We start from the raw sequence: 14,648 nt of genomic DNA on the forward strand, positions 1-14,648 counted from the left end.
TGCGCCACTTCCTGGACGCTGGCTGTGGCCTTCTGGCGCAACATCTCTTGCCCGACCGGGGTCGCCAGAGTGGCAAAATCCTGACCGGAGAAGAGCATCACCAGGTTATTGCGGATCACCGGCATGTGCACTTTGAGCGCTTCCAGATCGGCCTGATTACGCGCCAGCATGGTGATACTCACCTGCATGTAGCGCTGACGGCCGTTCTGGTTGTAGTTGGCGACGAATGCCGGCGCCATCGGCTCGAAAATCGCCGGTTGCTTACCAACCGGAACAGTCTCGGCCGCCTCGGCAGATTTGCTCTGGGCACTGTGCATGAAGAACCAGGTCGCCCCCACAGACGCGCCGATGGCCAGCAGCAATGCCAGCACGATCACAATGATCAGCTTGAGTTTGCCTTTGGTTGCAGGGTCTTTTACTGCTGCTGTTTCGCTCTTCGCCATGCCAATAATCCGTCACTATTCGGGTTTTCACAGTCGCACGGCAAGGCAAGAGCAAGTGTTATGCCAGAAGTGTCGGAGCAAATTGGGAGAACACACAAAACCAATGTGGGAGCGGGCCTGCTCGCGAATGCAGTGTGTCAGCCAACATTAATGTTGAATGTCATTGCGCATTCGCGAGCAAGCCCGCTCCCACAGGGGGTACTGGGTTGTGTCAGGCGTAATAGTCGACAGCGCTGGAGCCAATCACGCTGGTGGTCTGCGCGGCAGCTTCGGCCACGCTGACAGGCGCCAATTCTTCATCCGCCGAGTCCAGTCGACCACCGGCAGCACTGGTGCGACCGCTTTGGCCCTGCTGCGCCTGATCCTGACCTTGCTGCCCCTGCCAGCCACGATTCTGGTCAGACACATTGACGTCGACCTGCCCCATACCCTGCTGGGCGAACATCTCGCGCAGACGATGCATCTGCCCGTCCAGCGCTTCACGCACACTCGGGTGTGCACTCATGAACGTCACCTGAGTCTGCTGGTCCGGAACCATATTGACCCGGATATCCAGACGCCCCAGTTCAGCCGGCTGCAACTGAATATCCGCCGCCTTCAGATTGGCGCTCGACAGATACATGACACGGTTGACCACTTCTTCAGTCCAGCCGCTTTGATGCATGGCGATTGGCTGACTGACCGGCACGACGTTGGCGGTCTTAGGCGTGGCTGCCTGGGTCAGTGCCGCCAGACGGTTGGCGAAGTCGTCGACCCGAGTGTCACTGGTGGCGGATTTGAGGTCTTTGAGCCCGTCGTCGATCAGGCCGCTGAAAGCCTTCTCCCCACCCTGACTGGTACTGTCCTTGTCGGCCTGCACATCGAGCATGCTGGCCATGCCCGCGGCGAAGTTCTGCGCTGAGGTCAATTCACCGTCGGCCTGAGCCTGTGCGGGCGCAGCTTTGGGTTGCGCCTGACTGGCAGAGGAAATGTGTCCGCCCTGCTCCATCGCCATGCGCACCACCGGGAGCGAGTCGAGGGGATCGGCTGCCGGGTCGAAATCACTGTCGGCGGTGGCCGAAGGGTCCTTGACCGCACTGGGCTGCAAGGCTACTGCCGGGGTATCGGTTTTGGTGGAAGGTGTCGCTTCGACAACCGGGGCCGGCCCCACAGGAGCCGTGACGACCGGTTGCACGCTTTCTGCCAGTGCCGGATCGACCGGTGTAGCGTCCGCCACTGGGGCCTGAGCGGTGTCCGGGCTGTCGTCGCTGTTGTTTGTCTTGTCGTCGGCTGCCGGTGTTTTGTCGGCAGGCAAGTCATTGCCGCTATCGGCAACCGTCGGTTGTGCGGCGGCAGCCGAATCCTTGCCAACGTCCGTTTTACCGCTGTTGTCAGCAACCTTGTCACGCGCCGGTTTAATCGCCATGTCGGGGGTTGCGGCAGATTTTCTCGGGCCTTGATCGGCAAACACTTCAGCGAAGCTTGAGGCCTTGCCCCCGGCGTCCAGGGCCATTGCCGACGACTTGGCAGAGGCAGCTTGAGCCTTCGCCTGAGCGACGCTCTGAAGAAGAATGTTGGGGGTCGCAGGCATAAAACGGTCTCCGCTGCACTGGGATCGTAGGTACAGTTGACCGAGATAGCTGCAAGTGCCGGGCCAGTTTTGTCCGGCGCCGAAGAAAAGCGCCGGACGGTGGGAGTCAGTGAGTCAGCGCTTGCTGTCGCTCTTTTTCGTAGACAGCGCTTATAAACTCAAACTCGCCAATGATATCGGCGATCAGTTGGGCAATTTGCGTCGCACTTTTGTCCTTGGCTTCGGCTTCCAGTTCACGACACAGTTCAGCCAATCGAATGGCTCCCATATTACTGGCACTGCCCTTGAAACTATGGGCAACGTCCGACAGCGCTTTGGCGTCGACGGTGACTTGAAGATCGTCCAGACGCAGCCTGGAGTCGGCCAGAAAGGTATCCAGCAGTTCCGGGTAACCTTCCTCCATGACTTCGCGCAGGACGCTCAGCGTTTCGTGATCCACATGTTCGTCAGTCACTTGCTCACTCCTTGATCAAGAATTGCGCGGATTATGCACCAACCCCCCAGGAAAATTCCACGCGGGCACTACGGCCCTGGTCCGACCAGCTCGCGTTGCGCCCCAATTGGCGGATCAAGCTGACACCACGCCCCGACAGACGGACATCTTCGATTGGCCGATCCATCACCCGGGCAACATCAAAGCCCTTGCCACTGTCTTCAACCCGAATGACCAGACAGCCACCTGAACCTTGCGGCTGCACCTGTAGATGTACGCGGACATAACCGTCCTGCAATGCTTCCAGACGCGCATTGCGCTGTTCATAGTAGCGGGCGAATCCGGCAGCATCGCGTTTGAGACTGGAATCCAGCCCCAACACTCCGTGCTCCAGTGCATTGGAATACAACTCGGCGAGCACGCTGTACAACGCGCCGCTTTGCGCTCGCAACCCATGCACTTCGAGCAGCAACTGCAACAGGTATGGCAATGGATTGAAACGCTTGAGCGTAGCGCCGCGAAACTCGAAGCTCACCGACCAGTCCAGCGGGCACGACTGGCCGCTGTCCGAATACATCGGCTGCGAAGGATTGGCCTGCACTGGCTCCAGCAGGCTGATCTCGACCATGCTCACGTCATCACGCGCCTCACCACGAAAATCGCACAGCGCCCGCTCGATATCCTCGAACAACCGATCAGGCTCACGATTGGCAGCAAACACCTGCTGCAAACGCTCGACACCGAACAGTTGATCATGGGCATTGCTGGTGTCGATCACCCCGTCGGACAACAGGAAAACCCGATCACCGACAGCCATCGGATAGACTTGCGTACTGTCATCGAACGCTTGCGGACTCAGAACGCCCAGCGGCAGATGCTGCGCGGCCAACGGAATACGCTCGCCGCTGGCAATCCGGTGCAGATAACCGTCAGGCATGCCGCCGTTCCAGACCTCCACCGAACGCCTCTGGAAACTCAGGCACAGCAGCGTTGCGCAGCAAAACATGTCCACCGGCAAAATACGCTTGAGCTTGGCATTCATCTCTCGCAGGGTTTCGGCCAGGCCGTACCCCTTGGCCGTCATGCCGTAAAACACTTCGGCCAACGGCATGGCACCCACCGCGGCCGGCAAACCGTGGCCGGTAAAATCGCCTAACAGCAAATACATGTCGCCCGCGGGGGTGTGCGCCGCCAGCAGCAGGTCACCATTGAACAGCGCATAGGGCGATTGCAAATAGCGGATATTCGGCGCACTCAGACAACCGGAATGCGCGACCTTATCAAACACCGCTTTGGCGACACGTTGCTCGTTGAGCAAATAATGGTGATGTTTGGCAATCAGGTCACGCTGTTGCAGCACAGTGGCCTGCAAACGGCGCAACCGATCCATCGCCTTGATTTTGGCGGCGAGGATGACCTGGTTGTAGGGCTTCGCCAGAAAGTCGTCACCCCCAGCCTCAAGGCAACGCGCAAGGGCTTCACTTTCGGTCAGCGACGTGAGGAAGATGATCGGCACCAGGGTTTCCCCTGCCAGCGCCTTGATCTGTCGCGCGGCCTCGAAACCGTCCATCACCGGCATCATCGCGTCCATCAGGACAAGACTGGGTTGCTGACGGCGGAAAATATCGACGGCTTCGGCACCGTTGGCCGCCGTGAGCACTTCATGGCCCTGACGACGAACGATGGTCGACAGCAGCAAACGGTCAGCGGCGCTGTCTTCGGCGATCAGGATCGTCAGCGGCTCTTGCGCCTGCATGGTCGTCAACTGATGTGGAAGAGCTTGTCAAAATTGGAGATGGCGAAGATCTTGCGCACATCGCAACTACTGTTAACCACCCGCACATCCGAGTGATCGCCGCCCGCGTGATCACGCAGCAGGAGCAGCATGCCCAGCGCAGAGCTGTCGAGATAGGTCGCGTCTTTAAGGTCGACCACGATGGACTCAGGCTTACGGCTGAGCCCCTCATAAGACTCGCGAAACTCCTGATAGCGATCGAAATCGAACCGCCCCTTGACCGAGATCGTCAGTTTTTGACCATCCGGAGATACTTCTCTAACGACTGACATTGACTGGCTTCCTTGTCATTGCGAACGTGTACAAGGTTTAGCACTTGGCATGCGCAGGAGCAAGGCGCAATACACGATCAAATACATGTACGAGCTTGAGGTACTTATTTTTAGTAAGGATCATGTCGGGGTAGACGTTGGGACAACTCGTCGAGCAACTTCTGCTCGCGTTTGTCTTCAAGGCGCTGCGCCTCCTCGCGATAGCGCTGCACCAGTTTGCGCAGGCCTTCAACTTTGGCGAAGGCCTGCTGCCAAGCCTCACGCGCCTTGTCCAAATTATTCTGATGCCAGACCAGGCTCTGGCGCTGCTGATCAACGGCGGTGTCGAGTTGCGCCAGAAACCCCTGAAACCCTAGCAGCCATTGCCCGCTAACACCGGTGCTGCCGCGCACAATCCATTGCTGCGAGTAATCCAGGCGAAAGGCATGCAGGTCGGCGAGCTTGCTTTCGGCTACCTTCACTTGCCCCTGGAAATAGCCCAAACGCTGCACGGCGGTTTTCTCGGCTTGCTCGGCCATGTCCACTACCGGCGCCAGGCGCGCTGCTCGGCTGACAGCCATGGCCGGTTATCCGCCCGCCGCTGGCGCGAAGAGGGTTTCAAGATAGGCTTGGCTCTCCCCCATGTTGATGCTGTCGTTCAGCCCCTGACGCTGATACCTGACCAATTGTGGTTGCAGGGAAATCGCCAGATCAGTCTCGCGGTCACCACCTGCAACATAAGCGCCGACGCTGATCAGATCGCGACTCTGCTGATAACGCGACCATAGCTGTTTGAAATACTGCGCGCGCTGCATGTGTTCCGACGACACCACCGCTGGCATTACCCGACTGATCGACGCTTCGATATCGATGGCCGGGTAGTGCCCTTCCTCGGCCAGGCGCCGGGACAGCACGATGTGGCCGTCAAGTACGCCTCGGGCCGAGTCGGCAATCGGGTCCTGTTGGTCATCGCCTTCGGACAACACGGTATAGAACGCGGTAATCGACCCCCCGCCCTTCTCCGCATTACCGGCGCGCTCCACCAACTTGGGCAACTTGGCGAACACCGACGGCGGATACCCCTTGGTCGCGGGCGGCTCACCGATGGCCAGGGCGATTTCCCGCTGGGCCTGGGCAAAACGGGTCAACGAATCCATCAGTAACAGAACGTTCTTGCCCTTGTCGCGAAAATACTCGGCGATCCGCGTGCAGTACATGGCTGCGCGCAGACGCATCAACGGCGCATCGTCCGCTGGCGAGGCCACCACCACCGAACGCTTGAGGCCTTCTTCACCGAGAATGTGCTCGATGAACTCCTTGACTTCACGACCCCGCTCACCGATCAGACCCACGACGATAATGTCAGCCTCAGTGAAGCGAGTCATCATGCCCAGCAATACGGATTTACCGACACCGGTACCGGCGAACAGGCCCAGTCGCTGCCCCCGACCGACCGTCAACAAACCGTTGATGCAACGAATGCCCACATCCAGTGGAACACTGATCGGGTCACGGTTGAGCGGGTTGATCGTCGGGCCGTCCATCGGCACCCAGTCTTCGGCTTTCATGCCGCCCTTGCCGTCCAGCGCGCGACCGGCGCCGTCGAGCACACGACCGAGCATGCTCATGCCCATCGGCAAGCGACCGGTATCGGCCAGCGGCACCACACGGGCGCCCGGGGCGATACCGGCGACGCTGCCGACCGGCATCAAAAAGACTTTGCTACCGGAGAAGCCCATGACTTCCGCTTCAACCTGCGAAGGGTGATAGCTGTCGTCGTTGATCACCAGGCAGCGCGTGCCCATGGCTGCGCGCAGGCCTTCGGCTTCCAGCGTGAGGCCGACCATCCGCAGCAGGCGACCTTCGAGAATGGGCGCACCGGCCATTTCAGTGGCCTCGGCATAAGTGCTCAGGCGCTTGGCGAAACTGGTGCGTTCAAGGCGCATCGGTGGCGTCCGCGAGCGGCTCGTCTGGGGCCGCCACCGGTTTGGCGTCCTCAGGGATATCCAGACTCAAGTCCGGCGCGGCCGGGTGCAGAGCCTGTTCGTGCAACTGATCGAACAGCTTGTCCATGACCTGAGTGACGCGGGTTTCAATGCTCGCGTCGATTCGGCTTTGCTCGGTTTCAACGCGGCACCCACCCGGCATCAAGGATTCGTCCTCGACGATGCGCCAGGTTTCCTCATGACGCTCGCGCAGGGCTTTGGCCTGTTCGAAGTCCTGAGGGTTGATGTACAAGCGCACATTATCGACGCCCAGCGGCAGCAGCTTGAGGGCGTCGCGCATGACGTGTTCGATCTGGCTCGAGTCGACGGCCAACTCGCGCTTGATCACCTGTTTGGTGATGTGCTGTACGAGGTCGACCAACGACTTTTCGATCTGCGTGTCTTGCTCGGCGATGGGCTCGAACAGATGCCCCATCAATTGCTCAAGGCTGACAAGTTTAGCCTCCAAGGCCACTTCGGCCTCTTGACGCACCTTGAGCGTGGCACTGTGAAAACCCTCTTTTTCGCCGATGGCGAAACCCTCGTTGTAGGCCTCCTGACGGATGCTTTCGAGTTCTTCCAGGGTCAGTGGCTGGACTTCTTCCAGCGGCACTTCTTCCATTTCCGGCGGTTCGGGCTCCGGCTCCGGCTCGGGTTCCGGTTTCGGCGGATCGAAACTGGGCAGTGCCCAGGACTCGAAACTGCGAACATCCCGGGCACGGATCAGATCCGTCACATCGTCATGCTTGTCCATGGGCTTAGATCATTTCCTCGCCGCCCTTGCCACCGAGCACAATCTCGCCGGCTTCGGCCATACGACGGGCAATGGTGAGGATTTCTTTCTGTGCCGTTTCCACGTCGCTGACACGCACCGGACCTTTGGCCTCGAGGTCGTCGCGCAACAGTTCGGCCGCACGTTTGGACATGTTCTTGAAGATCTTCTCTTTGACGCCTTCGTCCGAACCCTTGAGGGCCAGCACCAGCACGTCGGAAGACACTTCGCGCAGCAGCGCCTGAATGCCGCGGTCGTCGACATCGGCCAGGTTGTTGAACACGAACATGAGGTCTTCGATCTGACCGGACAGGTCTTCGTCGACTTCGCGGATCGAGTCCATGAGCTGCCCTTCGATCGAGCTGTCGAGGAAGTTCATGATGTCCGCCGCACGCTTGATGCCACCCAGGGTGGTGCGCGAGGCATTCGAGTTGCCGGAGAACTGTTTCTCGAGAATCTGGTTCAGTTCTTTCAGTGCCGCTGGCTGCACGGTGTTCAACGACGAGACGCGCAGGATGATGTCCAGACGCACCTTGTGGTCGAAGTTGCCAAGCACCTCACCGGCCTGATCCGGATCGAGGTACGCGACCACGATGGCCTGGATCTGGGGGTGCTCGTAACGAATGACGTCGGCAACGGCACGCGGCTCCATCCATTTCAGGCTGTCCAGGCCGCTGGTGTTGCCACCGAGCAGGATGCGGTCGATCAGGCCGTTGGCCTTGTCTTCACCCAGGGCCTGGGTGAGCATTTTGCGCACATAGTCGTCGGAACCGACGCCCAGGCTGGTCTGGTCGCCGACGATGTCGACGAACTCGCTCATGACCTGCTCGACCTGCTCGCGATGGACGTTGCCCATCTGCGCCATGGCCACACCCACACGCTGAACCTCTTTGGGCCCCATGTGGCGCAGCACTTGCGCAGCATCGGTCGAGCCAAGGGACAGCAGCAGAATCGCGGCTTTGTCGACCTTGTTCAGTTTGACGGTAGCGGCTCGGTTATCACTCATCTGCGTTAATCCACTCTTTCACGACCTGAGCCACGCGACCCGGGTCTTCAGCCACCAGACTCTTGATTGCATTCAGTTGCGCGTCATAACCCTCGCTCGGGCTCGGCAACAGAATGCTCTGCGGACCACCGAGGCTTACGCGGTCGTTGGAAAGTTCGCCGTCCAGGCCGCCCATGCCACCGAGTTCCACGTCGCTGCCCAAACCGGCCAGCTCCTTGCCTTTGCCGCCGCCGGTGATGTTGTTGAGCACCGGACGCAGCACACCAAACACCAGCACCAGGATGAACAACACACCCAGCACCTGTTTGACGATGTCCCAGAACCATGGCTGGGAGTAGAACGGAATATCGGCAATCACTTCGCCGCGCTCGGCGGAGAACGGCATGTTGATCACGCTGACGCTGTCGCCACGGCTGGCGTCGAAACCGACGGCGTCCTGCACCAGACGGGTGAAGCGCGCCAATTCATCGGCGCTCCACGGCGCGCGGGTGATTTCCCCGTTGGCCGCATTGACCTTGACCTGATCGTCGACCACCACCGACACCGACAGCCGATTCAGGCGACCCTGCTGCTGCTTGGTGTGGCTGATGGAGCGATCGAGTTCGAAGTTCTTGGTGGATTGTTGACGCTTGTCAGCCGGGTACGGCGCGAGCATCGGCTGGCCGGTGGCCGGGTCCATGATCTGCTGTCCATTGGCATCAACCAATGGTTGACCTGGCTGGATCATGCCAGCCGCAGTGGCAGCACCACCGGTGGTTTGCGGCGCCGAAGCCGGCGACGGCGGCTGGTTGCTCAGCGCCCCTGGCACACCTTGCGGGCCGTTGCTGGCGGTACGCTGCTCGTTGACCGACTGCTCGCTGCGCAACGCCGGTTGATCCGGGTTGAACTGTTCGGCAGTGGATTCGACGGCGTTGAAATCGATATCGGCCGAGACTTCGGCCTTGTAGCGGTCGTTGCCCAGTACCGGTTGCAGAATGTTGTGCACGCGCTGGGTGAGCATGCTTTCCATGCGGCGGCTGTAATCGAACTGCTTGCCGGCCATGGTCATTTCGGAGTTTTCCGCCTGATCAGAGAGCAGGTTACCCTTCTGGTCAACGACAGTGATCTGCGATTTGCTCAGCTCGGGAACGGAAGTCGCCACCAGGTTGATGATCGCCACCACCTGACCTGGCTCCAGCGAACGACCGGAGTACAGTTCAACCAGAACCGAGGCACTCGGCTTGCGCTCATCACGCACGAATACCGAACTCTTCGGAATCGCCAGGTGCACGCGAGCACCCTTGACGTTGTTCAGGCTGGAAATGGTGCGCGCCAGTTCACCTTCCAGGCCACGACGATAACGGGTCGCTTCCATGAACTGGCTGGTGCCCAGCCCCTGTTCCTTGTCGAGGATCTCGAAACCGATATTGCCGTCGCTGGGAGTGACACCAGCGGCAGCGAGTTTCATCCGCGCACGGGACAGGTCATCGGCCTTGACCAGCAAGGCGCCGGAATTCGGTTCGACGGTATAAGGGATGTCGGCGGAGGCCAGGGTGTCCATGACCTGTTTGGCGTCCATGCCGGCAAGGCTGCCGTACAACGGACGGTAATCCGGCTGCTGCGACCACAACACCACGGCAAAGCCAATCGCCACACTCGCAGCCAGGCCGACCAACAGGCCTACCTGACGCAGCATGGTCATCTCGGAGAGGTTTTCCAGGAAGGACAGACCGAACAGCGGCGGTTTGCCGTCTATCGGGGTGGCCTTGGCCGGAACATTATCGGCGACTGCTTCTGCCATGACTCAATCTCGTCCTTAAACCGGCATCTGCATGATGTCTTGATATGCCTGAACCAGTTTGTTGCGTACCTGGGTCAGAGCCTGGAACGACACGCTGGCTTTTTGCGAAGCGATCATCACGTCCGTCAGATCGACGCCGCTTTTACCGATTTCAAAAGCGTTAGCCAACTGATTCGACGCCTGCTGGGTATCGCTGACTTTGTTGATCGCCTGACCGAGCATGTCGGAAAAGCTGCTGCCAGCCAGTTCAGGGACAGCGGCTGTCGATTTCGGCGCAGACATGGCATCCATTTTCATGGCCTTCATGTCCATCATCAACCGATTAAATTCAATACCTTGGCTCATGGTCTACTCTCTTTGGCGGCCCGCAATTTTTTGACACTCACTCGGCGGGTACACAGGTGTTAGCAACAAGGGTGCCAGCTCAGAGGCAGCCTTTTGAGAAAAGCGTTTTCAAAGCGTTGCGGTTCAGATCAAGTGGCGAACAGATAGCCTTCGACATCCATCCCCGCATCGCGCATTTGCGCCAGTTTGTAACGCAAGGTGCGCGGACTGATGCCGAGTTTTTCCGCCGCTTCCTTGCGTCGCCCACGCTCAGTGCGCAGGGTATCGATGATCATCTGAAACTCCCGGCGACGCAGGTCATCGCCCAAGGCGCCGGCCGAATCCGCGTCGATTTCAACTTCACGAATCATTTGTGGCGCAGGCGCTGCCACCGGCAAAGCGGCGAACGTCACGGCACCGGCCAGGCAGAAATCCTGCGGTTGAATCAAACCGCCCTGCTGCAAAATAAGTGCACGCTGAATCGCGTTATCCAGTTCACGCACGTTGCCCGGCCATGGATATCCGGTCAGGCATGCTTGCGCCTCGGGCGAGAGTTTCGCCGCGGCATGCTTCATTTTATTGACGTGCTTGGCCAGCAACCGCTCGGCCAGCGGCAAGATATCGGCAGTGCGCTCGCGAAGTGGACGCCAGGCCAGGGGGAAAACCGACAGGCGGTAGAAAAGATCCTCACGGAATCGCCCCGCCGCCACCTCACCTGCCAGATCGCGGTTAGTGGTGGCCACCACCCGGATATCCAGGCTGATCGGCTTGCGCGCACCGACTCGCTCGACTTCGCGCTCTTGCAGCACACGCAGCAGCTTGGCCTGCAGACCGAGGGGCATCTCGGAGATTTCGTCGAGCAGGATCGTGCCGCCGTCGGCCTGTTCGAATTTGCCAGCCTGCGCCGCAATTGCCCCCGTGAATGAGCCCTTCTCGTGACCGAACAACGTTGCTTCAAGCATGTTGTCGGGAATCGCGGCGCAATTGATCGCAATAAACGGTTGATTGGCGCGGTGGGATTGCTGATGAATGTAGCGTGCCAGCACCTCTTTGCCAGTGCCGGACTCGCCGGAGATCAACACGGTTGAATCGCTGCGCGCGACCCGCGCGGCCAATTCGAGCAACTGCGCACTGGCCGGTTCGACAGCAATCGGGCCTTCGACGTCGCCGGTAACGAGGCTGCCCAGCGCATGGCGCGACACCAGATCGAGTAACGCTTTAGGCTCAAACGGCTTGACCAGATAATCCGCGGCGCCTTGGCGCATCGCATCGACGGCACGCTCCACGGCGCCATGCGCCGTCATCAGCAACACCGGCAATTGCGGCTGGCGGGCGCGCAGCAGCGAAAGCAATTGATGACCGTCCATGCCTGGCATGTTGACGTCACTGACCACCAGACTGAACGCTTCGCGCGCCACCGCCGTCAACGCCTCTTCAGCACTGCCGACTGCGTGGTAATCATGACCGGCCAACAGCAGTGTATCGGCCAGCGCCTCACGCAACGAACGGTCATCCTCGACCAGCAGAACCTTGATACCCATGATGCTCACTCAGCTCCCTGTACAGCGGAAAACAGCGGCAGGATCACCTGCGCGCACGTGCCGCGCCCGACACGCGAACGCAGCTGCAATTCTCCCTGATGCGCCCGGGCCACAGCCTTGACCACGGTCAGACCGAGGCCTGTGCCGGTGACTTTGGTGGTAAAAAACGGTTCACCGAGGCGTTCCAGCACCGACGGCTCGATGCCGCTGCCGCTGTCGCTGATGCACAACCGCAGCGTGTTGTCGCGGGTGTAGCAATGCACTTTCAAGCGCACAACGGCGGCGCTGGCCTGAATCGCGTTTTCGATCAGATTCAAAAGGGCCCCGACCAGCGTGTCGCGATTGCACAGCAACTCGCCGACATGACTGTCGCACTGCCAGCGAATGGGCAAATCCTGCACATGGGTCAACGCGGCCGCTTGCAACGATTGCATCAAGGCATTGGGCGTAAGGCGGTCAGTCAGCGGCAATTCACCGCGAGCGAACACCAGCATGTCGCGCACCTGATGCTCCAGCTCATGCAGACGCTCTTTCAGGCGCCCGGCAAAACGCTGCTGGGTGGCGACCGGCAGCTCCTGCTCGGTCAAATGACTGGCATAGAGCAATGCAGCCGACAGCGGCGTGCGGATCTGGTGAGCCAGCGAGGCGACCATGCGCCCCAGCGAAGACAAGCGCTCATGGCGCGCGAGTTGATCCTGCAGGTGACGGGTTTCGGTCAGGTCGTTGAGCAGCACCAATTGCCCCGGCTCGGCATCCAGCGAGCGCGTGGCAATCGACAGGCGCCGACCGTTTTTCAGAGAGATTTCGTGACCGTCGTCTTCACGCGGGGCGAAGCAACGCGCGATGACATGGCGCCACAGTTCGCCCTCCAGTGGCAAACCGAGCAACTCGATGGCCGCCGGGTTGGCTTCGACCACAATGCCGTGGCCATCGATCACGATGACGCCGCCGGGCAACAGATCCAGGAGGTTTTGCAGACGATTGGCCAGACGCTCTTTTTCCGCCAGCTCCTGCATGCGCTGAGCGCTGACCACGGCCAGCTCACCCTTGAGCTCGGTAACCCGCGCTTCAAGCATGCTGTAGGAGTCAGTCAACTGACTGGACATCTGACTGAACAGCGCGAAGGCCTGCTCAAGACCCTGCCGGCTTGCCTGCTCTACGGAGGGCGGTTGCCCCTCGGGACTGGAGGCAGAAGACATCTGGGCGGCTTGGGGCATTGTGATCTCTCGCTTTGCTGACCGTCAGTGAAACGGAACGTTGCGAGGGATGTAGCAATACCCGTGCCTAAAAAAAACTGCTTATAAATGAAGAGGTTGAAAAACAGGCGTCAATCATCCGCCTGTTCGTCTCCATCGCGCCGGCTCATACCGTATTTGCGCATCTTTTCCACCAGCGTGGTACGCCGAATGCGCAGGCGCTCGGCAGCCCGCGCCACGATGCCGTTGGCGTCGTCGAGCGCCTGCTGGATCAGGCCCTGCTCGAGACCACCAAGGTAGTCCTTCAGGTCCAGGCCTTCTGGCGGCAGCATGGCGTTCGCGGTGAAGTCTGGCGTATGGCCGTTGATTGCCACGCGCTCTTCGAGATCGCTGCGCAAGCTGTCGACCATTTGCTCGTCTTCATCATCGACGTAGCGGAATTTCTTCGGCAATTCGACCACACCAATCACCCCGTACGGATGCATGATCGCCATGCGCTCCACCAGGTTGGCCAGCTCACGGACGTTGCCCGGCCAGGCGTGACGGCACAGCGACATGATCGCCGCCGAGTTGAAACGGATCGAACCGCGTTTTTCGTGCTCCATGCGCGAAATCAGTTCGTTCATCAGCAGCGGAATGTCTTCGACCCGCTCGCGCAACGGCGCCATCTCGATCGGGAACACGTTCAGGCGATAGTAGAGGTCTTCGCGGAAAGTACCGATCTCGATCATGCTTTCGAGGTTCTTGTGGGTCGCGGCGATGATGCGCACGTCAACGCTCTGGGTCTTGTTGCTGCCCACGCGCTCAAACGTACGCTCTTGCAACACGCGCAGCAGCTTGACCTGCATCGGCAGCGGCATGTCGCCGATTTCGTCGAGGAAGAGCGTGCCGCCATTGGCCAGTTCGAAACGGCCGGCTCGGCTGGTGATGGCACCTGTGAAGGCGCCCTTCTCGTGACCGAACAGTTCGCTTTCCAGCAACTCTGCCGGGATCGCCCCGCAGTTGACCGGTACGAACGGCGCGTCACGACGTTTGGAATGGTAATGCAGGTTACGCGCGACCACTTCCTTGCCGGTGCCGGACTCGCCGAGGATCAGCACGCTGGCGTCGGTGTCGGCCACTTGCTGCATCATCTGACGCACGTGCTGGATCGCACGGCTGGTGCCGACGAGACTGCGGAACAGATTGGGTTCTCGATGACGACCGCGCTCTCGGGCCTGGTCATACATTTCGCGATAGACCTGGGCGCGGTGCAGCGAGTCAAGCAACTTGCTGTAGCTCGGCGGCATTTCGAGGGTCGAAAGCACGCGGCGACGCTGGTCTTCAGGCAAGTCGACGGAAGAATTATCGCCCATCAGCAAAACCGGAAGGAACTCATCCCAGGTTGCGAGTGTCTTTAGCAAGCCAAAAAGCGCACCAGGAGCATTGACCGTCCCGATCAGTACGCAAATGACCTCACGACTAGACGACAAAGAGCCGACCGCCTGCTGCCAGTCATGGCTGCCGCAGGGTAAATTTTCTTCGCCGAGAAAATTCAAGATCACCGCCAGGT

At 59.9% G+C, this 14,648-nt stretch carries 14 protein-coding genes; all 14 read right to left on the reverse strand.

Annotated elements, in window-relative coordinates; all coding sequences use genetic code 11:
* The coding region (locus ACIOWA_RS25540) for a flagellar basal body-associated protein FliL (protein ID WP_401162547.1) at positions 1-443 on the reverse strand (443 nt) is incomplete at its 3' end.
* Between the two features lie 211 nt (positions 444-654).
* Positions 655-2,013 carry a flagellar hook-length control protein FliK gene (locus tag ACIOWA_RS25545; RefSeq protein ID WP_401162549.1) on the reverse strand — a complete coding sequence of 453 codons (1,359 nt, stop codon included), beginning with the start codon at positions 2,011-2,013 and terminating at the stop codon, positions 655-657.
* Between the two features lie 106 nt (positions 2,014-2,119).
* Positions 2,120-2,467: an Hpt domain-containing protein gene (locus tag ACIOWA_RS25550; RefSeq protein WP_339432603.1), complete on the reverse strand. Its 348-nt coding sequence runs from the start codon at positions 2,465-2,467 to the stop codon at positions 2,120-2,122.
* Positions 2,468-2,498: 31 nt separating this feature from the next.
* Positions 2,499-4,202, reverse strand: coding sequence for a fused response regulator/phosphatase (locus ACIOWA_RS25555; protein WP_339432604.1), 1,704 nt, complete (start codon positions 4,200-4,202; stop codon positions 2,499-2,501).
* Positions 4,203-4,207: 5 nt separating this feature from the next.
* Entirely contained in the window at positions 4,208-4,513 is a 306-nt protein-coding gene (locus ACIOWA_RS25560; protein WP_401162551.1) for an STAS domain-containing protein, read from the reverse strand.
* A 110-nt stretch (positions 4,514-4,623) separates the two neighbouring features.
* On the reverse strand, positions 4,624-5,073 hold the full coding sequence (gene fliJ, locus ACIOWA_RS25565) for a flagellar export protein FliJ (protein ID WP_339432606.1): 450 nt from the start codon (positions 5,071-5,073) through the stop codon (positions 4,624-4,626).
* A 6-nt stretch (positions 5,074-5,079) separates the two neighbouring features.
* Positions 5,080-6,438 carry a flagellar protein export ATPase FliI gene (gene fliI, locus ACIOWA_RS25570; protein ID WP_339432607.1) on the reverse strand — a complete coding sequence of 453 codons (1,359 nt, stop codon included), beginning with the start codon at positions 6,436-6,438 and terminating at the stop codon, positions 5,080-5,082.
* Entirely contained in the window at positions 6,428-7,231 is an 804-nt protein-coding gene (gene fliH, locus ACIOWA_RS25575) for a flagellar assembly protein FliH (protein ID WP_401162553.1), read from the reverse strand. The genes fliI and fliH overlap by 11 nt, the downstream gene beginning before the upstream one ends.
* A 4-nt stretch (positions 7,232-7,235) precedes the next feature.
* Positions 7,236-8,255, reverse strand: coding sequence for a flagellar motor switch protein FliG (gene fliG, locus ACIOWA_RS25580; protein WP_007920042.1), 1,020 nt, complete (start codon positions 8,253-8,255; stop codon positions 7,236-7,238).
* Positions 8,248-10,035 carry a flagellar basal-body MS-ring/collar protein FliF gene (gene fliF / locus ACIOWA_RS25585; protein ID WP_339432609.1) on the reverse strand — a complete coding sequence of 596 codons (1,788 nt, stop codon included), beginning with the start codon at positions 10,033-10,035 and terminating at the stop codon, positions 8,248-8,250. The genes fliG and fliF overlap by 8 nt, the downstream gene beginning before the upstream one ends.
* A gap of 15 nt (positions 10,036-10,050) precedes the next feature.
* Positions 10,051-10,380: a flagellar hook-basal body complex protein FliE gene (fliE, locus tag ACIOWA_RS25590; protein ID WP_221731982.1), complete on the reverse strand. Its 330-nt coding sequence runs from the start codon at positions 10,378-10,380 to the stop codon at positions 10,051-10,053.
* Positions 10,381-10,508: 128 nt separating this feature from the next.
* Positions 10,509-11,900, reverse strand: coding sequence for a sigma-54 dependent transcriptional regulator (locus ACIOWA_RS25595; RefSeq protein WP_339432670.1), 1,392 nt, complete (start codon positions 11,898-11,900; stop codon positions 10,509-10,511).
* A 5-nt stretch (positions 11,901-11,905) separates the two neighbouring features.
* Positions 11,906-13,117 carry a sensor histidine kinase gene (locus tag ACIOWA_RS25600; protein WP_401136345.1) on the reverse strand — a complete coding sequence of 404 codons (1,212 nt, stop codon included), beginning with the start codon at positions 13,115-13,117 and terminating at the stop codon, positions 11,906-11,908.
* Between the two features lie 110 nt (positions 13,118-13,227).
* Positions 13,228-14,646 (reverse strand): sigma-54 dependent transcriptional regulator, encoded by a 1,419-nt coding sequence (locus ACIOWA_RS25605; protein ID WP_401162556.1) that lies wholly within the window; start codon positions 14,644-14,646, stop codon positions 13,228-13,230.
* Positions 14,647-14,648 lie beyond the last annotated feature (2 nt).

Origin of the sequence: Pseudomonas sp. NPDC087614, from assembly GCF_044743485.1 — a bacterium.
GTDB lineage: Bacteria > Pseudomonadota > Gammaproteobacteria > Pseudomonadales > Pseudomonadaceae > Aquipseudomonas > Aquipseudomonas baetica_A.

What these genes read in the sequence shown, in the direction of transcription:
- fliH (WP_401162553.1), bottom strand. Translation starts at nt 7,231, where the DNA reads ATGGACAAGCATGACGATGTGACGGATCTGATCCGTGCCCGGGATGTT.
- fliI (WP_339432607.1), bottom strand. Translation starts at nt 6,438, where the DNA reads ATGCGCCTTGAACGCACCAGTTTCGCCAAGCGCCTGAGCACTTATGCC.
- ACIOWA_RS25595 (WP_339432670.1), bottom strand. Translation starts at nt 11,900, where the DNA reads ATGGGTATCAAGGTTCTGCTGGTCGAGGATGACCGTTCGTTGCGTGAG.
- fliE (WP_221731982.1), bottom strand. Translation starts at nt 10,380, where the DNA reads ATGAGCCAAGGTATTGAATTTAATCGGTTGATGATGGACATGAAGGCC.
- fliF (WP_339432609.1), bottom strand. Translation starts at nt 10,035, where the DNA reads ATGGCAGAAGCAGTCGCCGATAATGTTCCGGCCAAGGCCACCCCGATA.
- ACIOWA_RS25545 (WP_401162549.1), bottom strand. Translation starts at nt 2,013, where the DNA reads ATGCCTGCGACCCCCAACATTCTTCTTCAGAGCGTCGCTCAGGCGAAG.
- ACIOWA_RS25560 (WP_401162551.1), bottom strand. Translation starts at nt 4,513, where the DNA reads ATGTCAGTCGTTAGAGAAGTATCTCCGGATGGTCAAAAACTGACGATC.
- fliJ (WP_339432606.1), bottom strand. Translation starts at nt 5,073, where the DNA reads ATGGCTGTCAGCCGAGCAGCGCGCCTGGCGCCGGTAGTGGACATGGCC.
- ACIOWA_RS25555 (WP_339432604.1), bottom strand. Translation starts at nt 4,202, where the DNA reads ATGCAGGCGCAAGAGCCGCTGACGATCCTGATCGCCGAAGACAGCGCC.
- ACIOWA_RS25600 (WP_401136345.1), bottom strand. Translation starts at nt 13,117, where the DNA reads ATGCCCCAAGCCGCCCAGATGTCTTCTGCCTCCAGTCCCGAGGGGCAA.
- fliG (WP_007920042.1), bottom strand. Translation starts at nt 8,255, where the DNA reads ATGAGTGATAACCGAGCCGCTACCGTCAAACTGAACAAGGTCGACAAA.